We start from the raw sequence: 18,701 nt of genomic DNA, 5'->3' as shown, positions 1-18,701 counted from the left end.
CGGGGTCAGGCGATCGGCGCCAGGTGGACGACGAGGCGGCGGCCGGCGGCGTCGGGCAGCGAGAACCGCAGGACGCCGGTGTCCCCGGTCGGGGAAACGGTCTCGCCGTCGAGATGCGCCGCAACCATCCGCCCGGGCTCGATCCCCGACAAGGCGATCTCGAAACTGTCGCCGACTTCAGGATGAAGCGTCATCGAGACACAGGTCTCGGCGAGCGTCAGGTTGGCGATGCGGCCGCGGGTCGGGGTCTCAAGCAGCGTTCCGCGGGACGTCGAAAGGGAAAGGGTGCCCTGCACGACGGCAACCGTCACCGGACCTATCGGGCTCTCGACAGGCCCGAGGCTTCCCGGCTCGCCGGTGTTGCGCAATTCCCAACCCGCCCACGGATTGATGTCCATGATATCGGCGACGCCGAGCAGCGGCAGCAGTGCGCCCCAGGAGTAGAACGGGTCGGTGTCGCCCTGATCCATGGCTTCGCCGGTTTCGGCGTTGTAGTTTTCGGCGATCACCCGATCCGCCCACGATTTTTCGAAGAGCTTCATGCATTTGGCGCCGAACGCCCTGGCCTCGGCCTCGAAGCCGTTGCGGCGAAGCGCATGCCAGACGAAATAGTTGACGTTCGGCCATATGCGGCCGCGCCAGTAGACGTTGTCGCGATAGGCCGGGTCGTCGCGGGTGGCGTTGGGGATGACCCATTCGCCGCCGAAGGTGCGGGGGTCGTCGAGATGCTGGAGCAGCCGCCCGGCCTGTTCGGGCGTGGCCGCGCCGCAGATCAGCGGATAGAAGCTCGTCGGCGCCAGGCTCCGCACGAAACCGCCGTTGCGCTGCCGGTTGGCGAAGATGCCGCGCGCCTCGTCCCACAGCTCGGTGCGGATCCTGTCGCGGCTCGATGCCGCCAGGGCGTCCAACTCCTCCGCCTCGCCGGTGCGGCCCAGTTCGCGGGCGATCAGCGCCAGCATCTCGGCGTCGAGCGCCAGCACCGAGTTCAAGCCGACGTCGAAGGTCGAGAGCGTGCGCGTTTCCGGCTCGTAGATCGCTTCGTCATGGGTGGCGGAATTGTCCATGCCGGTCTCGTTGCGCGCGCCGAAGTGCATGCCCTTGTACATGCCTTCGCCGACATCCGACGTGCCGCAGGAGACAAGCCCGCGCCGGTCGGGATCGCGCATTTCGCGCCACCAGAGCTGGTTGCGCCGGAGCGGCTCGTAGACGAGCTCGAGCAGCGAACGATCACGACTGCGCAAAAACATCATCCAGGCCATGAACGCCCCGTTGGGCGCCTGGGTGCGGTCGACCCAGGAATCGTTGACATTGGTGAGGCAGGCGAAATTTCCCTGCGGCGTGGCATTGGCCATTGCGGTCGCCATGTTGTCGAAGCCGAGCCGGCGATCGAACAGGCTGCACATCAGCGCATGGTAGGTGGCGTCGTTGTACCAGACGGCGAAGCCGCCGAGATCCCACATGCGACTGGTCGCGGTAAAATTGCGGTTGTGGGCGGTGTCGCGCAGGGTGTTCCAGCCCATCACGTCGCAAACCGCGTCGAGCGCGCCGGCATTACGGCCGGTCTGGACCGGCAGGGGCGGCGAGGATGCACCCTTGGCGAGGCATTCCCGCGCCTTTGCGATGGCCAGCGCGCGATCGTCCGCGACCGCGGCGGCGAAGCGCGTGTGCTTCGACATTTCGAGCTCGAAGCGCAGCGCCAAGGCCTTCGCCTCGTTGCCGCGGCTACCGAGATAGAAATAGCCGTTGGCGTCGAAATCGGCGACCAGATCGGCGACGCTCCTGTGCGCGGTGACCTGCACCGGCTGGGTGGAGGCGACGACGGCGACGAAGCGCGTTCCGACCTTGATGGTCGCCGCCTGCGCAGCCTCGTCGAAGACGGCGGTCGCGCCATTCTCGGCCGAAAGGCAAAGCGCTACCCAGTAGCGGAGACCCCATTCGCCATGATGCGTGCAGCGCCATTCGCCGTGAAAGGCCCAAGGATCGGTCTTGTCGTAGCGGAAATCCAGCTTCGTGCCGCCATAGCGCGTGTGGAAGGCGATATGCTCGCCGTCGATGCCATGGCGGCCGAGCGTCAGATCAGGCCCCGGAGCGATGGTCGTCGCCTTGCCGGCCCGGCTTGAAAACAGCACGGGCGTCAGGCGGACGCCGAGGGGCAGGAAGACCATCTCGCCCGGCCGGTTGGACCAGGTATTCCAGGCCCGTGCGGCCGGAACGTTGGCATCGACTAGCATCGTCAGCATCCGTGCATGCGGGCCGGTCAGCCTATCCGACCGGCCGAAAAACCGGGACGGGCCTGGCGCCCGTCCCGTCGGTATCGGGCAGTCGATGCTACCGCGCGAACTCCGTCTTGACCTCGGCCCACATGTCCGAGATCTCCTGCCGCTGTTCTTCCGTCAGCGGAAGGGCGAACTTCAGGCGCTCGAGAACTTCCGGGTTGCCCATGACGGTCCTGTTGAAGGCGTCCTCCGGCAACGCCGCGACCGCCTTCGCATTGGCCGAAACGGCCGCGCCCGCGTTCGTGTCCCAGGTGACGTAGAAGTCGGGGCTGATCATGTAGTCGATGAACTTCTCGGCGGCTTCCTTGTTCGGCGCGTCCTTGGCGATCATCATGACGTCGAACCAGGCCGAGGCACCCTCGGTCGGGACGACGAACTCGATCGGCAGCTTGTGGCGCTTGATGGCGCGCGCCGCGCCGCCGGCCCAGATCTCGCCGATGTCGAAGTTCTTGGCCGCGATGCCCTTCATCCACTCGTCCTCGGACGCCCAGAAGGAGCGGATCTGCGGCTTGAGCGCGAGCAGCTTCTCCTTGATCGCCGCCATGTCCGCCGGGTGGTTGATGTCCTGGCCGAGAGCGAGCGCCGCCATCTGGACGTTGTAGATGCCGTCGTCGCGCAAGGAGACGCGGCCCGCATATTTGGGATCCCACAAGGCGTTGACCGAGGTGAGCTTGTCCTTGATGGTCTCGGTGTTATAGGCGAACGAGTTGATGCCCCAGACCCACGGCACTCCCCACGTCTCATCGCCGACCTTGACGATGTCGCTGTCCCTGAACTGCGCGGACACGTCGGCGAAGTTGCTGATCTTGGAGGTGTCGATCGGCTCGATCAGCCCCTCGTCGCGGGTCGCCGGCAGGAAGGGCGTGCCGACCACGACGACATCATAGGCGCCGGGGCTGGTGCGCATCTTGGTGAGCATTTCCTGCTCCGACGTATAGTAGTCGTGGACGACGGTGACACCCGTCATCTCCTTGAACTTCTCCACTGCGAACTTCTCGTCCGTGCCGTAGCCGTTCCAGTTCAGAACACGGATTTCCTGTGCCTGCGCGGCGGTCGTGCCCGCCGCCAGCGACAGCATCGTCGTCCCGGCGAGCGCCGCCGCGGCCGACAGAATGATCTTGCGCCTGTTCATTTTGATGTCCTTCCCCTGGAGAGATGCGCATGCCCGCGCAGTTTCGGTCTCGCGAAGATGCGGTTCCACGCATGTTCGTACACTAACAATATCCAACGGAGTCCCTTGCGCAAGAGGGGAAGGAGGCGAATTTTCGGGCGCAGCGGGCACTTGCGCAAAAATCGACTTGCTAGGGTGGCGGAAACCGGCTTTAGTTCGTATACGAACAGTAAACGGGGAACGCGCCGGCGGCAACGCCCGGCGCCGTCTTGTCGAGGTAGCCATGACCAGCAGCGCCAGACGCCTGCGTGCAATCATCGGCCTGAGTGGGCCGACCGCCCTGTGGCTCACCGTGACGGTCGTGCTGCCGCTGGCGGCCATGTTGGTGTTCAGCTTCCTGACGGTCGTGCCGGTGGGAGGACGCGAGGCGGCGTTCACGCTCAAGCACTATACCGACTTCTTCACCCGGCCGCTCTATCTGACCAACGCCTGGCGTTCGGTTCGGCTCGGCCTGGAAGTGACCTTCTTCTGCGCGCTGATCGGCTATCCGGCAGCCTACATCCTCGCCAAGGCCATCAAGGGCCGCTGGCGCGAGGCCCTGCTCCTGCTCATCGTCCTGCCGTTCTGGAGCAACAGTCTGGTGCGCACCTTTTCGTGGACGATGGTGCTCAGCGACAACGGACTGCTCGCCCGGACGATCCACGGCATCCTGCCCTTCGCGCCCTCCTTCGACCTGCTCTACACCTACCCGGCGATCGTCATCGGACTGGTGCAGTCCTACCTGCCCTACATGATCCTCACCTGCTACATCTCGCTGCAGGCGATCGAGGACAGTCTGACGGAAGCGGCCTACAGCCTCGGCGCGTCGCGCTTCGACGTCTTCCGCCGCGTGATCCTGCCCCTCAGCCTGCCGGGGCTCATCGCCGGCTCGGTCCTGACCTTCGTGCCGGTGCTGGGCGCCTTCATGGAGCCGCGCATCCTCGGCGGCCAGCAGGCCATCATGCTGGGGACGCTGATCGAGAACCAGTTCACGGCCTCGTTCAACTGGCCCCTCGGCGCGGCGCTCGGCTTCATCATGCTGGCAATCGTGCTGCTGATCATGGGCCTGTTCTATCCCGTGCTGAAGAAGCACATCTCGGTCAATTGAGGGTGTGACGATGAACAAGGCAAGCTCCGCCCTCTCGGGCCTGTACCTCCTGCTGATCCTGTTCTTTCTCTACATCCCGATCATCGTCATGATGATCATGTCGTTCAACCGGTCGGAACTCTACCTGCTTCCGTTCGAGTTCGACCTTGTGTGGTACCAGCAGCTTGCGCAGAACGACCAGCTGATCGGCGCGGCGCGCAACAGCATCGTCATCGCGCTGGTCAACACGGTGATCGCGACGACGCTGGGCACGCTGACGGCGCTGTGCTTCGCGCGCTACGAGTTCCGCGGCAAGCGGGTGCTGCAGGGCATGCTCGTGCCGACGCTCACAATGCCGTGGCTCATCACCGGCACGGCGATGCTGATGTTCTTCTTCTGGTCGGGCATCGGCCGCGGACTCCATTCGATCCTGCTCGGCCACGTCGCCCTGTCGCTGCCCTATGTCGTCATCATCGTCGGCGCGCGCCTGCGCAGCCTCGGCGTGTCGATGGAAGAGGCCGCCGCGACGCTGGGCGCGAATGGATGGCAGACCTTCTGGCGCGTGACCGCGCCGCTGATGGCGCCGGGCATCGTGGCGGCGGCACTGTTCGCCTTCGCGATTTCCTTCGACCAGTTCGTCATTTCCTACTTCCTTGCGCCCGTCGGCACCTCGACGCTGCCGGTGCAGATCTACTCGGCCATCCGCAAGGGTTTCACCCCCGAGATCAACGCGATCTCGACGATCATCATTCTCGCCTCGATGGTGCTGATGATCGGTTTCGCCCGCTTTTCCAAGTTCGGTGGAGAACGCTGAAATGAGTGCTGTCGGCATCAGCAACGTCGCGAAGTACTACGGCAAGGTCGCCGCACTCGACGACGTCTCCATGACCGTCCAGGACGGCGAGTTCTTCGGCTTGCTCGGTCCCTCCGGCGGCGGCAAGACCACGCTGCTGCGTGCGATCGCCGGTTTCGTGGAACCGGATCGCGGCGAGATCACCATCGCCGGCAAGGCAGTCTCGAACATCCCGATCAACAAGCGCGACATCGGGATGATGTTCCAGAACTACGCCTTGTTTCCGCATCTGACGGTGGCGGAAAATATCGGCTTCGGCCTCTCCGTCCGTCATCGGCCGAAGGCGGAGATCGCCGAACGTGTCAGGCAGCTGCTGGAGCTCGTCCGGCTGTCCGGTTTCGAGGGCCGCAAGCCCAAGCAGATGTCGGGCGGCCAGCAGCAGCGCATCGCGCTCGCCCGCGCGCTCTCGACCAATCCGAAAGTGCTGCTTCTCGACGAACCGCTGGGCGCACTCGACAAGAAGCTCCGCGAGGAGATGCAGTTCGAGCTCAAGCAGATTCAGCGCGACGTCGGCATCACCACCGTCTTCGTCACCCACGACCAGGAGGAGGCGCTGACGCTGTCGGACCGTATCGCCATCATGAATGGGGGCAGGGTCGAGCAGATCGGTGCGCCACGCGATATCTATGAGCGGCCGCGCACGGCGTTCGCCGCCAGCTTCCTAGGCACCGCCAATTTCTTCGAAGGTGTCGTTTCCGGGCGCGGCGACGGGGTCACCCGGATCGAACTGCCGGACGGGCAGGCGATCTTCACCACCGACGAAGCGCCGGCCGGCGCGAGGGTCACTGCCGCCGTGCGGCCGGAGAAGCTGCTTGCCGGGCCGGTCGGAGCCCAGGGCCAGGAGGGCCGCACGAACACCATCCAGGGTCGCGTCATGGCCGAGGTTTTCGCCGGCAACAGCGTGACGTACAAGGTCGACGCGGGGAACAAGCCGGTGACGGTTTTCGTCCAGAACCGCACCGACGAGCGGTTCGGCCCGGACCAGACCATAGCTTTGACCTGGGCGCCGTATCATACCATTCTTGTTGCGGCCTGAGGGTCGCGCAGAGTGAAGGCCAGGATGGTGAACCGGGGCGTGCCGGAGAAGCGGGAAGGCACGGGCGAGGAGGCGGAAATCTCCGCATCGCAACGCGGCGAGTCACGCGACTATGTGCTCGACGAGCAGGTGGGATTCATCCTGCGGCAAGTCCAGCAGCGGCATGCCGCGCTTTTCACCACCCGTGTCGGCGGCGATCTGACGCCGACCCAATGGGCGGTCCTGGCCAAGCTCGCCGAGGTGGGCGGCATGTCGCAGAACCTGCTGGGCCGCCAGACCGCGATGGACAACGTCACGATCAAGGGTGTCGTGGAGCGCCTGGTCAAGCGCGGGCTGCTGGTCACCAGGCGCGACCCGGCGGACCCCAGACGGTTCTCGATCTCCCTTTCGCCGGCGGGCAGCGCGGTCTACGCGGAGCGTGTCGGGCCGGCGCGGGAAGTCACGCGCGAAACGCTCGAGCCGCTCGACAGCGAAGAGCGCGACGCCCTGCTTCGCCTGCTGTCGAAGCTGCGCTAGACCGATCCTGAGATCCGGGCGATCCCGGTACCGCCCGGCCGCGCGTTCCGGAAGGATACGGCAGCTTGATTCCGAGGTTCGCGTTGGCGGCTTCGAATTCCCGGTTATTTCGTTGCCAGTCGCCTGACCGTGCCTGCCGTGTCGGCCCAGTCCGGCTTCTGCGGCGCGAAGCGGGCGCGCATGTAGTCCGACAACTCGGCGATCGCCTGGTGGGACAGCGATGCGCCGAAGGCGGGCATGGCCATGACCTCCTCACGCTCGCCGACCGGTTCGGGAATGCCGTGCAGGATCGTCTGAATGAGGTTGTCCGGCGTTTCGGTATGGACGTTCGAGTTGAGCGCGAGCGAGGCGACCGGGGCCGTATCGTTGTGGCATGAGGCGCAGGCGCCCTCGAAGAGGCGGGCGCCGACGGGAAAGCGCATCCGTGCTGCCGGTTCCGCGGCGCTTGCGGCTTCGATCGCGCCGGCGCTGGCGCTTCTGGGGTCCGTCGCGGGCTTGTCGTTCAAGCTGGCGAGATAGGTTGCCATGGCGCGGATGTCGGAATCGGGCAAGGGCGCGAGCGACTCGACGACGTGCGCCATCGGTCCGGCAGCCGGACCGTGATCGGCGGCCCGGCCCTTCCGGAGATAGTCGTAGAAGGCATCCTCGGTCCAGCCGACAGGCGAGGCCGAAAGGGCGGTCAGCGCCGGCGCATGCCAGCCGTCGGCATAGCCGCCGCCAAGGTGCCGGTCGCCTTTCACCTCCGCGCCGAGGATGTTGCGCTCCGAGTGGCAGGCGCTGCAGTGGCCGAGCCCTTCGACCAGTTCGGCACCCCGGTTCCATGCCGCGCCGCGGCTTGCATCCTTCGGGACCGGCGAGGAGGATAGATAAAGCGCGTTCCAGCCTGCCATCAGGGGACGGACGTTGAAGGGGAACCGCAATTCGGTCTGCGGCACCTTCCGGGGGGATGCCGGCTGCTGCATGAGATAAGCATAGAGGGCCTGGAGATCGCTCTCGCTCGCCTTGGCGAAGGACGTATAGGGATGGGCCGGGTAGAGGTGGCTGCCGTCGCGGCTCACGCCCTGTCGCATCGCCCGCTCGAAGGCGGGATAGGACCAGGCGCCGATGCCGGCCTCCGGATGCGGCGTGATGTTGGGGGCATGGACGACGCCGAAGGGGGTTTCGAGCGCGCGTCCCCCGGCGAAGGCCAGCCCGTCATTTCCGATGTGGCAGACATTGCAGGCACCCGCGGCGGCGGCCAGCCGCCCACGCTCGATGGCGGCGGCCGAGAACATGTCGGAGGCGGGGCGCTCGACCGGTGCGATCGGCGCGCGCCATGGCAGGACCGCCGCGCCCAGCGCCAGAGCCCCGGCAAAAGCGCCGACCAACGGTCCGGCAACCCGGCGGCGGGCGAATTTAGGCTTCTCCTGCGTCGGGGCCGGGGGCAGCGGGTTGAGCGCCGCGCGCACACGCTCCGGGGTCAGCGGCAGCTCGCGAAAGCGCACGCCGGTCGCATCGAAGATCGCGTTGGTGATGGCCGCGGCGCTGGGCACGGAGGCCGATTCGCCCGCACCAAGCGGCGGTTCGTCCGGCCTCGGCACCATGAGCACGTCCACCTGCGGCACCTCCGGGAACCGCAGGATCGGGTAGGCTCCCCATTCGAGGCTCTGCACGGCGTCGGCGGAGAAGTTCACCTCCTCCTTGAGGACGCGGCTGGTGGACTGGATGACGTTGCCATGGATCTGGTGCCGGACACCGTCGGGATTGACGACCTGGCCGGTGTCCTGACCGCAGACGACCCTGGTGACGGCGATCTCGCCGGTTTTCCTGTTGACCGCCACGTCGGCGACCCAGGCCGACCAGGCGGCCGCCGTTCCGGGGAAGGTGCCGTGCACGTAGACGGCATAGGCGAAACCCCGGCCGTAGAGGATGTCGCCGTCGCCGCCATGCGAGAACGGCCCGGTGTGCGGCTGCCAGTTCGCCCGTTCCGCGACTGCGCGGACAAGGTCGACGGCGCGCGGATCATGCAGGTAGCGCAGGCGGTATTCGATCGGATCGACACCCGCGGCCGTCGCCAGCTCGTCGATGAAGGATTCGTGCGCGAAACTGTTCGGCATGGCCGAAACGCCGCGGAACCACGAAGCGCGCGCGATCGGCGGCATGTCGTGCACCGTCACCCGCATGTTGGCGTATGCGTAGGGCGGAATTGCTGTCCGGTCGCCCATCTGCGCGACGCCGGCGACGGGCGGGATCTTGCCGGTGAGAATGAGCGGCAGCGTCGGCGCGAGGTTCGAGGGGTAGCGTGTCTCGAACTCGTAGGCGGCCGGGCCGCCTTCGAGGTCGAGACCGCCGCGCACGTCGATGACCTGGCCCGCTCCCTTGGGCTCCCAGCCGTGCTCCTGCTCGCGCGTCAGCTGCACGCGCACCGGCTTGCCCGCGGCGCGTGAGAGCAGGGCGGCGTCGGCCGTCACGTCGTCGGCGCAGTTGCGGCCGTAGCAGCCGGCGGCCTCGAGCCGTTCGACGACGATCAGGTCCTCCGGCATGTCCATCAGGCGCGACAGGTCGCTGCGCATCGGGAACGGGTTCTGGGTACCCGACCAGACCGTCAGCCCGTCGGGCCGCCAGTCGGCGACCGCGCAGGAGGGACCGATCGATCCGTGCATCTGGAAGGGCCAGACATAGCTGCGGTTCATGATGTCGCCGACGCCCTTCAGCGCGCGCTCCACGTCGCCCCGGTCGGCCAGCTTGCGGGGCGTCGCCGGATTGTCGCGGATGGCTTCCTCGGGACGGTTCAGGTCGGGGATGGCGGGGATGTCGCGCCAGGTGACCTTCAGCTTCTGCATGGCGAGGATCGCATTCTCCTCGCGTGTGGCGACGACGCCGACGAAATCGCCGATCGTCACGACGCAGACCAGGCCCGGAACGTCCGCGACCGATCCCTCATCCACGCCCGCAAGGCTCGCGCCAACGTGAGGGCCGTGGTCGAAGCCGGCATAAGGCGGCCGGATCACCCGGCCGTGCAGCATGCCGGGCAGCCGCACGTCGTGCACATAGGTGAAGGCGCCGGTGGCCTTCTCGGGAAGGTCGATGCGCGGTTGCGCGCGGCCGACCACACGGTAGGCCGAACTTGCCTTGAGGGCTGCGCCCGCATCCAGGCGCAGGCGGATGCCACGGCCGGCGATGAGGTCGCCATAACGGGCGAAGCGATTGCTTTCCGCCCTCGGCCGGACCACGCCGTCCTCGACCAGCAGGTCGTCCGGCACGCAGTCGAGCTGTTCGGCGGCAAGCCGCACCAGATGCGCCCGGGCGGTGGCGGCAGCCTGACGAAGCGGAATCGCCGTGACCTGGATCGTCTCGCTGGCGATCGTCGGACCCTGGTTCGGGGCCGCCTCGGTGGCGCCGAGCACCATCTCGACGGCCTGGAACGGCACGTCCAGCTCTTCCGCGACGATCTGAGCCAGGGCGGTGCGGATGCCCGTGCCGAGGTCGACATGGCCGTTGAAGGCGCGCACCTTCCCGTCGGCGCCGATGGCGACGAAAAGCTCCTCCCGACCGGTATCCGAGACCCGCGTGACGGTGAGCATGTCGGCGTCGCCCAGATAGGCTGAGATCGGCTTTTCGCGGGGCTGCTTCATGGATGGTCCCGATGCGTTTCGTCCGGGCTGCCGGCTCGCGCCGCGGCGCGCACGGCGTCCAGGATCTCCAGATGCGTGCCGCAGCGGCATAGGTGGTGGCGCAACGCCTCCCGGATCTCGCTCTCGCTCGGATTGTTCGTGCGGCGCAGCAGGGCGACCGTGGCGATGATCATGCCGTTCAGGCAGTAGCCGCATTGCGCCGCGTTCCGGGCAATGAAGGCGGACTGGACCGGGTGGGGCCTTTCGCGGGTCCCCAGGCCCTCCAGCGTCGTGACCGGCCGGCCCTTCAGGGCCGAAAGCGGGACGGCGCACGAGCGAACCGCGCGGTCCGCGACCAGCACCGCGCAGGCGCCGCATTCGCCGAGGCCGCAGCCATATTTGGGACCGTTGAGGGCAAGATCGTTGCGCAGGACGTAGAGCAGCGGCGTCTGCGGGGAGGCCTCGACCTCGACCCGCTCGCCGTTGACCAGAAGTTCGACCGTCATGGCTGCGGCTCTGGCATGTGGCCCGGAATCGTTACTCGAGCGTGTCGGTTCCGATGATCTGCCGCAGAGTGTGCATCAGCGCCAGCCGTTCTGCCGGGTTGAGCCGCTCCACGGTCAATTCGCTGATCCTGCGGGCGCAGGGGATCATCGCATCGAGAACGGTCCTGCCTTCTTCCGTGATCGTCACGATGACCTTGCGGGCATCCGAGGGGTCCTCGCCAAGCGCGACCAGCGAGCGCGCCTGCAGGCGCGCGATGATGCCCCGGATGGTCGCCTGGTCGATCGCGGTCGAGCGGACCAGCTCCCCCTGCGACTGCGGCCCGCGGTCCTTGAGGGCACAAAGCGTCGCGAACTGCACCGACGTCAGCTGCGGATCGGAGGCGTTTGCCTGGAAGATCGCCAGGTGCTTCTGATAGGCGCGACGCAGGAGATAGCCGATCTGCTCTGAAAAGGCGTATTCGTTGTCTGGCTGCCCTGCATCCTGTTTCCCGAGCATTCTCGTTTCCGTCGCTTTCCGCGGCACCTTCAGCGATCCAGGCATGAAGCGCCGAACGCGAGCGGCCGTCAATGTGCGCCGGCGCGCGGCAATGCCCTGCTGCCCGGCCCATGCGCATCGCGTTATGGCGCATGTCGACGACCTTCACTCGGCCCAGCCTTTCATAAAGAGTGCAATCACTTTAATCGTGTTTTACGATGCCCTGTCGATCTCTCGAAATTCATGATGCGAATCAGTGCGATTTGCAAGGGTCTCGCTTCCAAGATGTTCGCCGGTGAGGAGCAAATCTGAAGCAGAAAAAAGTGTAGACACTTGAAATATTCGTCTGTTGGCCGTACTCGTTGCGTGAATGCGCTGCGGAGATAAAGTCATGGCGAAACTACAGAAGATTGCCGTCGTGGGTGCCGGGCTGGGCGGGGTCGCGGCCGGCGCGCTGCTGCAGAAGGCGGGCTTCCAGGTCGACATCTACGAGCAGGCGCCCGCCTTTTCCCGCCTTGGCGCCGGCATCCATATGGGGCCGAATGTCCTCAAGATATTCCGCCGCATGGGGATCGAGGACGCGCTGGTCGCGATGGGGAGCCAGCCGTCCTTCTGGTTCAGCCGCGACGGCGCAACCGGCGACTATCTCTCGCGCATCCCGCTGGGCGACTTCGCCCTCAAGGAATACGGCGCGCATTACGTCACCGTGCATCGCGGCGACCTTCACACCTTGCAGATTTCAGCGCTGGAGACCGGCACGCTGCACTTCGACAAGCGCCTCGAGGCCCTCGTCGAGGACGAGACCGGGGTCAACCTGACCTTTGCCGACGGCTCGACGGCGAAGGCCGACATCGTGGTCGGCGCCGACGGCATCAATTCGCGTGTCCGCGAGGCGCTGCTCGGGCCGGAGAAGCCCAACTACTCCGGCTGGGTCGGCCATCGCGCGCTGATCACCGGCGAGAAGCTGCGCCGCTACAATTTCGATTTCGAAGCCTGCGTGAAATGGTGGTCGGAAGACCGCCACATGATGGTCTATTACACCACCACCAGGAAGGACGAGTACTACTACGTCACCGGCGTGCCGCACGACGCCTGGGACTTCGACGGCGCCTTCGTGCAATCCTCCCGCGAGGAGATGGAAGCGGCCTTCGTCGGCTATCACCCGATCGTCCAGGCGCTGATCGCGTCGACGGACGAGGTCACCAAATGGCCGCTGCTCAACCGCAATCCGCTGCCGCTCTGGAGCAGCGGCCGCATGGTCCTGCTCGGCGACGCCTGCCACCCGATGAAGCCGCATATGGCGCAGGGTGCGGCCATGGCGATCGAGGACGCGGCCATGCTGGCGCGCTGCCTGGCGGAGACCGGCATCGGCGACCACGCCAGCGCCTTCCAGCTGTACGAGGAGAACCGGCGCGACAGGGCCTCCCGCATTCAGGCGGTTTCCAACGCGAACACCTGGCTGCGGACCCAGGAGGATCCGGCCTGGGTGTTCGGCTACGACATCTACGCGGCGCCCCTGAAGAGCGCCGCGGCGGCCTGAGGAGAGTGACCATGACTGCTCCCACCGGCCACAACGTTTCCGCCAATGGCATCCGCCAGCATTTTCTGCGCTATGCAGGGCAGGGCGCTCCCCTCGTCGTCGTGCCGGGCATCACCAGTCCGGCGATCACCTGGGGCTTCGTGGCCGAGCGGCTGGCGGAGGCCTTCGACGTACATGTGCTCGACGTGCGAGGCCGTGGCCTGTCGTCGAGCGGACCCGATCTCGACTATGGCACCGACGCCATGGCGGCCGATCTGGTTGCCTTCATCCAGGCGCTGGAACTGCGGGACGCGACGGTGCTCGGCCACTCGATGGGTGCCCGCATCGGCGCGCGCGCGGCCCATGCGCAGGCTTCGGGCATCGCCCGCCTGGTGATGGTCGATCCGCCGGTCTCCGGCCCAGGACGGCGCTCCTATCCCTCCAAGCTGCCCTGGTATGTCGATTCCATCCGGCTGGCCACCGCCGGTACGGATGCGGAGGGCATGCGCGCCTTCTGCCCGACCTGGACGGAGGAGCAGCGGGCGCTGCGCGCCGAATGGCTGCACACCTGCTACGAGCCGGCCATCGTCAAGGCCTTCAACGATTTCCACGACGACGATTTCCACAAGGATCTGCCAGGCCTGCCGGTGGAAGCCAGCCTGATGGTCGCCGGACGCGGCGGCGTGATCGAAGACGTCGACCGTGCGGAGATAGAGCGGCTCAACCCGTCTATCGCCATGACCAAGGTCGACAATGCCGGGCACATGATCCCGTGGGACGACCTCGGAGGTTTCATCGCCGCGGTCAACACGCTGCTTGGCTCAAGCATTCCGGTCAGGAGCTGATTCATGAACAAGACCCATTATCGCATCGGCCAGATCGTCCCCAGCTCCAACATCACCATGGAGACGGAGATCCCGGCGATGCTGGCGGCGCGCCAGCTCATCCTGCCGGAGCGCTTCACCTTCCACTCCGCGCGCATGCGCATGAAGCACGTAACCAAGGACGAGCTGGCCGCCATGGACGCCCAGTCCGACCGCTGCGCGCTGGAGCTGTCCGACGCGCGCGTCGACGTGCTCGGTTATGCCTGCCTCGTCGCCATCATGTCGATGGGCCACGGCTATCACCGCGAGAGCGAGAAGCGCCTGCATGCCGTCACCGTGGCGAACGAGGCGGCCGCGCCGGTGGTCACCAGCGCCGGCGCCCTGGTCGATGCGCTGGGCGTCATGGGAGCCAGGCGCATCGCGCTGGTCGCGCCCTACATGAAGCCGCTGACCAGGATGGTGATCGACTATATCGAAGCCGAGGGCGTCGAGGTCGTCACCCACAAGGCGCTCGAGATATCCAACAACCTCGAGGTGGCGGCGCACGATCCGGCAAACCTGCCGGGCATCGTGCAGGGGCTCGACACGTCGGGCGTCGATGCGGTCGTGCTTTCGGCCTGCGTGCAGATGCCGTCGCTGGCCAGCGTCGCCCGCGTCGAGGCGATGACCGGCAAACCGGTGGTGACGGCGGCCATCGCGACCACCTACCAGATGCTGAAGGCGCTGGAGCTGGCGCCGATCGTACCGGGCGCCGGCGCGCTGCTGTCGGGCGCCTATTGAGGAGGAGCAGGCGATGAGCCAGTCGGCGCAGGACAACTACCAGGGAGTCTGGGGCAACCGCATCGGCTTCGGCAAGAGTCCGGCCGTGCTCGTCATCGACTTCATGAAGGCCTACACCACCGAAGGCGCGCCGCTGTACGCGCCGGGCGTCGTCGCCGCCGTGGCGCGGACGCCGGCGCTGCTGGCGATGGCCCGGCGCACGCAGACGCCGGTCGTCCACACCAACATCCTCTATCACGCACCCGGCTGCGCCGACGGCGGCATGTGGGTGAAGAAGAGCCCGGTGATGGCCGCCATGGTCCCCGGCAATCCGCTCGCCGAGTTCTGCGAAGGCGTCGAGCCGGCCGCCGGCGAGCCCGTCTTCACCAAGCAATATGCTAGCGCCTTCTTCGGCACCAGCCTTGCGCCGATGCTGCACGCACAGGGCATCGACACGCTTATCCTGGCGGGTTGTTCGACCAGCGGCTGCATCCGCGCGAGCGCTGTCGACGGGGTGCAGCACGGGTTCCGCGTCATCGTCGTGCGCGACTGCGTCGGCGACCGGCACGATGGTCCGCACGAGGCGAACCTCTTCGACATCGATTCCAAATATGGCGACGTCGTCCGTCTCGACGAGGCGCTCGACTATCTCGGGAACCGGCACTGAGCCGCAGGGCACGCACTCTAGGAGAACCAGAATGGATCAGTTCAGCTTTACGGAGATCTGCCTGCATCAACTCAAGATGTCGGGCGTGCATGAAGGCGAGCGGCTCATCGTGCTCACCCAGGGCAACGAGCGCCTCGACTATGCCGACGCCTTCATGGCGGCCGGCCAGCGTCTCGGTGCGAAGATGTATCACATGCGCCTGCCGGCCGTGCCGCCTGCGGGCGCCTGGGCGGTGGGCAAGACCGGCCTGGCGGCTATGCCGGAGGCTGTCGAGGCGCTGAAGGCCGCCGACATGCTGATCGACTGCATCTTCCTGCTGTTCAGCCCGGAGCAGATGGCCATCCAGGCGGCGGGCACGCGCATCCTGACGGCGGTCGAGCCGCCGGAACTGCTTGCCCGGATGCTGCCGAGCAAGGCGCTGCGCGAGCGCGTCGAGTTCGCCGGCCATCTCCTGTCGAAGGCGAAGGTGATGCGCATCACCTCGCCGCACGGGACCGACGTCACCTACAAGCTCAACACCTATCCGGCGGTCACGGAATATGCCTGCACCGACGAGCCGGGCCGCTGGGACCACTGGCCTTCGGGCTTCGTGTTCACCGGCGGCGACGACGACGGCGTCGACGGCACGATCGTGGTGGCGCCGGGCGACATCCTGCTGCCGCAGAACATCTATGTCCGCGATCCGATCGTCTACACGATCGAGAAGGGCTGGATCACCGATATCCGCGGCGGCCTCGACGCCGAACTCGTCAAGTCCTACATGGACGCCTTCGACGATCCCCGCGGCAAGGGCATGAGCCATGTCGGCTGGGGCCTGAACCCCGACGCCAAGTGGCATCGCATGGTGCCGGGCGAGTTCCCCGGCGGTATGGGCATGGAACCGCGCTCGTTTTACGGCAACGTGATGTTCTCGACCGGCCCCAACAACGAGCTCGGCGGACCGAACGACACCGCCTGCCATCTCGACATCCCGATGCGCAACTGCTCGCTGTTCCTGGACGACGAGCCCGTGGTTCTCGACGGCGACGTCGTCGTCAAGGAGATGCAGCACAAACGTGGCTGAGGCGGAGGCGCAGCAGCCCCTCGGAAAGAACGGCCGCCCCTTCAAAGGTCGGCGTCGCACCGCAGCTCGTGGGCTGGCGGACCGGCTTGTCTCCTCGGCCCCGTTCCATGCTATAGGCCGGCCTCGATCCCAGCGGAGCTGACCCTGATCCAGGTCGACGACACAGCCATTCCCGCCCCGGCAGGCGGCATCAAGGCGTTCATCATCCACTTGCGGCGCGCGCACGATCGCCAGCCGCAGGTGCAGCGGCTCGCGGCAGGACTGCCGGTGCCGGTCGAGGTCATGGACGCCGTGGATGCGCTGGATCTGAGCGACGCGGACATCGATCGCGTCTACCGCAGGCACCTGCATCGACCACGTTATCCCTTCGCGCTGTCGCGGAGCGAGATCGCCTGCTTCCTGTCGCATCGTGAGGCCTGGCGGTCCATCGTCGACCAGGGACTCGATGCCGGACTGGTGCTCGAGGACGACGTCGCATTGGAGCCGGGCTTTCCGGCGGCCTTCGCCGCGGCGCGCGCGTGTCTTCGGCCCGGCGATCTCATCCGCTTCCCGGTGCAGGAGGGGAGGGAGCGCGGGCCGGAGGTCTTCGCCGCCGACGGGCTTCGCATCATCCGGCCGAACCCGGTCGGGCTGCGCATGGCCGCGCAACTCATCGGACGGGACGCCGCCGGCCGGCTGCTTGCCGCCACCGAACGATTCGACCGGCCCGTCGACACGACAGCCCAGATGAGCTGGGTCACCGGTCTTTCCCCGCTCAGCGTCGAGCCGAGCGGGGTCCGGGAGATCTCGGCGACGCTCGGCGGCAGCACCATCCAGAGGAAGAAGCGGCCGCTGCTGGACAAGCTGGCGCGCGAGATATTGCGTCCGCTCTACCGGATGAAGGTCGCGGCCCGCTCGCGCGCGGGCGGCTGACTGGGAGGTCGGCAGCTCGCATCTGTGCCGAAGCAGCCGGTGCGACGCCGGGTTGCACTTTTTGGTGAATGGGAAGGACCGAGGACCGGCGCAGGCGGACTTCTGCCGGGGGGAGGCGGTCAGGTGGGAATAGTTCAGCCAAATAATTGTTGAATGGATTAGTCAGGAATGTTACGTCCCCGCCCGTCAAGGCGATCATGGCTTGACGAAGGGTTCGCCGTGTTCCGACGGGGATGGCGGGCTTTTGCGGCGCGAATAGCGCTGGTGTCGGCTCGCGGCTACCGCGACAAAGCCGCGTTTCGCAGCAGCAAGGGCGAGAGCGAGGTCACGATGATCTGTTTTCCGGGCGGACAGCGAGTGCAACTGCCGAGTGTGTTGAGGGCAGCCCTGACCGCGGCGCTTCTGATGTCCGCCGGCCACGCCGTGGCTCAGGATGCCGGCGGCACGCCGCAAGCCAATCCGCGGCCTGCAGTGGAGGCGCCGTCGCAGCCGACGGCAACGCCGCAGGTCGACCAGCCCGGCGCCGCGCCGGCGCCGGCCCCCACGCAGGAACGGCTAAGCCAGCCGCAGGTAGCTCCGGACGCGCAGGCGCCGGTCGCTGCCGAGCCCGCTGCAGGCGGGACGGCGGTAGATGGCGTCGCGCCGACGACCGCGCCGGCCGATCCGGTTGCAGCGGGAGAGGGCGCTACGGTGGCCGTCGAGGACGAGGCTGCAAATTCCACGCTGCCGCACGACCTTTCGCCCTGGGGCATGTTCATGGCGGCCGACTGGGTGGTCAAGGCGGTGATGATCGGCCTTGCCTTCGCCTCGCTGGTCACTTGGACGGTGTGGCTGGCCAAGTCGCTGGAGATCGCCGGCGCCAAGACGCGGCTGCGCGGCGTGCTGCGGGTGCTCGGCTCGGTCAGGACGCTCGACGAGGCGGTGACCGAGGTCAGCAAGCGCGGCGGCCCGGGCGCGGAGCTGGTCCGGGCGGCGGCGGAAGAGGTCGGCCTCTCCGCCGGGGCGCTGCAGCACGCGTCGTCTCACGGTCTCAAGGAACGCGTGAACTCGCGGCTCGGCCGTATCCAGGCGCTGGCCGGGCGCAGGATGACCAAGGGCACCGGCGTGCTCGCCACCATCGGCTCGACCGCCCCCTTCGTCGGCCTGTTCGGCACGGTATGGGGCATCATGAATTCCTTCATCGGCATATCGGAAGCGCAGACCACCAACCTCGCCGTCGTGGCGCCGGGCATCGCCGAGGCGCTGCTGGCGACGGCGATCGGGCTGGTCGCGGCCATACCCGCGGTCGTCATCTACAACGTGTTCGCCCGCTCCATCACGGCCTATCGCCAGGCGCTGGCCGACGCCGCCGCCGGCGTCGAGCGCCTCGTCAGCCGCGACCTCGATTTCCGCTTCGCCCCGGCGGTCGAGCGGCAGTCGGACGGAGGCCGTCCGGTGCTGATCCGCGACGCGGCCGAGTAGGGGA

16 protein-coding genes are annotated in these 18,701 nt (G+C 67.0%); 11 read left to right on the top strand and 5 right to left on the bottom strand.

Annotated features, from left to right (window positions below):
- Nucleotides 1–5 precede the first annotated feature (5 nt).
- On the bottom strand, nucleotides 6–2,240 hold the full coding sequence (locus C7I84_RS07430) for an MGH1-like glycoside hydrolase domain-containing protein (protein WP_245428340.1): 2,235 nt from the start codon (nucleotides 2,238–2,240) through the stop codon (nucleotides 6–8).
- Between the two features lie 88 nt (nucleotides 2,241–2,328).
- On the bottom strand, nucleotides 2,329–3,408 hold the full coding sequence (locus tag C7I84_RS07425; protein ID WP_207770976.1) for an ABC transporter substrate-binding protein: 1,080 nt from the start codon (nucleotides 3,406–3,408) through the stop codon (nucleotides 2,329–2,331).
- A 262-nt stretch (nucleotides 3,409–3,670) separates the two neighbouring features.
- Here C7I84_RS07425 and C7I84_RS07420 point away from each other — a divergent pair, with 262 nt between their 5' ends.
- From C7I84_RS07420 to C7I84_RS07405, 4 genes are read left to right on the top strand one after another with little or no spacing between them, the layout of a single operon-like run.
- Nucleotides 3,671–4,534 carry an ABC transporter permease gene (locus C7I84_RS07420; RefSeq protein ID WP_106771509.1) on the top strand — a complete coding sequence of 288 codons (864 nt, stop codon included), beginning with the start codon at nucleotides 3,671–3,673 and terminating at the stop codon, nucleotides 4,532–4,534.
- Nucleotides 4,535–4,544: 10 nt separating this feature from the next.
- Complete coding sequence (locus tag C7I84_RS07415; RefSeq protein ID WP_106771508.1) at nucleotides 4,545–5,327, top strand: ABC transporter permease; 783 nt, start codon at nucleotides 4,545–4,547, stop codon at nucleotides 5,325–5,327.
- Nucleotide 5,328: 1 nt separating this feature from the next.
- The gene (locus tag C7I84_RS07410; RefSeq protein WP_106771507.1) at nucleotides 5,329–6,402 is read left to right on the top strand and encodes an ABC transporter ATP-binding protein; all 1,074 of its coding nucleotides are present in this window, start codon (nucleotides 5,329–5,331) and stop codon (nucleotides 6,400–6,402) included.
- A gap of 24 nt (nucleotides 6,403–6,426) precedes the next feature.
- On the top strand, nucleotides 6,427–6,918 hold the full coding sequence (locus C7I84_RS07405; RefSeq protein ID WP_106771506.1) for a MarR family winged helix-turn-helix transcriptional regulator: 492 nt from the start codon (nucleotides 6,427–6,429) through the stop codon (nucleotides 6,916–6,918).
- A gap of 104 nt (nucleotides 6,919–7,022) precedes the next feature.
- Here the strand turns inward: C7I84_RS07405 and C7I84_RS07400 are convergent, their stop codons facing one another.
- From C7I84_RS07400 to C7I84_RS07390, 3 genes are read right to left on the bottom strand one after another with little or no spacing between them, the layout of a single operon-like run.
- A complete protein-coding gene (locus tag C7I84_RS07400) occupies nucleotides 7,023–10,532 on the bottom strand; it encodes a molybdopterin cofactor-binding domain-containing protein (protein WP_106771505.1) in 3,510 nt (1,169 codons plus the stop codon).
- Nucleotides 10,529–11,017: a (2Fe-2S)-binding protein gene (locus C7I84_RS07395; protein ID WP_106771504.1), complete on the bottom strand. Its 489-nt coding sequence runs from the start codon at nucleotides 11,015–11,017 to the stop codon at nucleotides 10,529–10,531. The genes C7I84_RS07400 and C7I84_RS07395 overlap by 4 nt, the downstream gene beginning before the upstream one ends.
- 31 nt (nucleotides 11,018–11,048) lie before the next feature.
- Nucleotides 11,049–11,558, bottom strand: a complete 510-nt coding sequence (locus C7I84_RS07390) for a MarR family winged helix-turn-helix transcriptional regulator (RefSeq protein WP_425351306.1) — start codon at nucleotides 11,556–11,558, stop codon at nucleotides 11,049–11,051.
- Between the two features lie 325 nt (nucleotides 11,559–11,883).
- On the opposite strand from C7I84_RS07390, the gene C7I84_RS07385 reads away from it, so the two are divergent.
- The 7 genes from C7I84_RS07385 to exbB all read left to right on the top strand — a co-directional run bounded on the left by C7I84_RS07385 (nucleotide 11,884) and on the right by exbB (nucleotide 18,697).
- Entirely contained in the window at nucleotides 11,884–13,032 is a 1,149-nt protein-coding gene (locus C7I84_RS07385) for an FAD-dependent monooxygenase (RefSeq protein WP_106771502.1), read from the top strand.
- A gap of 11 nt (nucleotides 13,033–13,043) precedes the next feature.
- The gene (locus C7I84_RS07380) at nucleotides 13,044–13,856 is read left to right on the top strand and encodes an alpha/beta fold hydrolase (RefSeq protein WP_106771501.1); all 813 of its coding nucleotides are present in this window, start codon (nucleotides 13,044–13,046) and stop codon (nucleotides 13,854–13,856) included.
- A 3-nt stretch (nucleotides 13,857–13,859) separates the two neighbouring features.
- The gene (locus C7I84_RS07375) at nucleotides 13,860–14,615 is read left to right on the top strand and encodes a maleate cis-trans isomerase family protein (protein WP_280954216.1); all 756 of its coding nucleotides are present in this window, start codon (nucleotides 13,860–13,862) and stop codon (nucleotides 14,613–14,615) included.
- Between the two features lie 13 nt (nucleotides 14,616–14,628).
- Nucleotides 14,629–15,261, top strand: a complete 633-nt coding sequence (locus C7I84_RS07370) for an N-carbamoylsarcosine amidohydrolase (RefSeq protein ID WP_106771500.1) — start codon at nucleotides 14,629–14,631, stop codon at nucleotides 15,259–15,261.
- 31 nt (nucleotides 15,262–15,292) lie between these two features.
- Nucleotides 15,293–16,324: a 2,5-dihydroxypyridine 5,6-dioxygenase NicX family protein gene (locus tag C7I84_RS07365; RefSeq protein WP_106771499.1), complete on the top strand. Its 1,032-nt coding sequence runs from the start codon at nucleotides 15,293–15,295 to the stop codon at nucleotides 16,322–16,324.
- A 189-nt stretch (nucleotides 16,325–16,513) separates the two neighbouring features.
- Nucleotides 16,514–17,236: a glycosyltransferase family 25 protein gene (locus C7I84_RS07360; RefSeq protein ID WP_207770978.1), complete on the top strand. Its 723-nt coding sequence runs from the start codon at nucleotides 16,514–16,516 to the stop codon at nucleotides 17,234–17,236.
- Between the two features lie 405 nt (nucleotides 17,237–17,641).
- A complete protein-coding gene (gene exbB, locus C7I84_RS07355) occupies nucleotides 17,642–18,697 on the top strand; it encodes a tonB-system energizer ExbB (RefSeq protein ID WP_106771545.1) in 1,056 nt (351 codons plus the stop codon).
- Nucleotides 18,698–18,701: the final 4 nt, after the last annotated feature.

Origin of the sequence: Kumtagia ephedrae (assembly GCF_003012745.1) — a bacterium.
GTDB lineage: Bacteria > Pseudomonadota > Alphaproteobacteria > Rhizobiales > Rhizobiaceae > Kumtagia > Kumtagia ephedrae.
The sequence above is the reverse complement of the archived record's forward strand: the minus strand, read 5'-3'. Positions and strand labels throughout refer to the sequence as shown.

What these genes read in the sequence shown, in the direction of transcription:
- C7I84_RS07430 (WP_245428340.1), bottom strand. Translation starts at nt 2,240, where the DNA reads ATGCTGACGATGCTAGTCGATGCCAACGTTCCGGCCGCACGGGCCTGG.
- C7I84_RS07425 (WP_207770976.1), bottom strand. Translation starts at nt 3,408, where the DNA reads ATGAACAGGCGCAAGATCATTCTGTCGGCCGCGGCGGCGCTCGCCGGG.
- C7I84_RS07420 (WP_106771509.1), top strand. Translation starts at nt 3,671, where the DNA reads ATGACCAGCAGCGCCAGACGCCTGCGTGCAATCATCGGCCTGAGTGGG.
- C7I84_RS07415 (WP_106771508.1), top strand. Translation starts at nt 4,545, where the DNA reads ATGAACAAGGCAAGCTCCGCCCTCTCGGGCCTGTACCTCCTGCTGATC.
- C7I84_RS07410 (WP_106771507.1), top strand. Translation starts at nt 5,329, where the DNA reads ATGAGTGCTGTCGGCATCAGCAACGTCGCGAAGTACTACGGCAAGGTC.
- C7I84_RS07405 (WP_106771506.1), top strand. Translation starts at nt 6,427, where the DNA reads ATGGTGAACCGGGGCGTGCCGGAGAAGCGGGAAGGCACGGGCGAGGAG.
- C7I84_RS07400 (WP_106771505.1), bottom strand. Translation starts at nt 10,532, where the DNA reads ATGAAGCAGCCCCGCGAAAAGCCGATCTCAGCCTATCTGGGCGACGCC.
- C7I84_RS07395 (WP_106771504.1), bottom strand. Translation starts at nt 11,017, where the DNA reads ATGACGGTCGAACTTCTGGTCAACGGCGAGCGGGTCGAGGTCGAGGCC.
- C7I84_RS07390 (WP_425351306.1), bottom strand. Translation starts at nt 11,558, where the DNA reads ATGCCTGGATCGCTGAAGGTGCCGCGGAAAGCGACGGAAACGAGAATG.
- C7I84_RS07385 (WP_106771502.1), top strand. Translation starts at nt 11,884, where the DNA reads ATGGCGAAACTACAGAAGATTGCCGTCGTGGGTGCCGGGCTGGGCGGG.
- C7I84_RS07380 (WP_106771501.1), top strand. Translation starts at nt 13,044, where the DNA reads ATGACTGCTCCCACCGGCCACAACGTTTCCGCCAATGGCATCCGCCAG.
- C7I84_RS07375 (WP_280954216.1), top strand. Translation starts at nt 13,860, where the DNA reads ATGAACAAGACCCATTATCGCATCGGCCAGATCGTCCCCAGCTCCAAC.
- C7I84_RS07370 (WP_106771500.1), top strand. Translation starts at nt 14,629, where the DNA reads ATGAGCCAGTCGGCGCAGGACAACTACCAGGGAGTCTGGGGCAACCGC.
- C7I84_RS07365 (WP_106771499.1), top strand. Translation starts at nt 15,293, where the DNA reads ATGGATCAGTTCAGCTTTACGGAGATCTGCCTGCATCAACTCAAGATG.
- exbB (WP_106771545.1), top strand. Translation starts at nt 17,642, where the DNA reads ATGTCCGCCGGCCACGCCGTGGCTCAGGATGCCGGCGGCACGCCGCAA.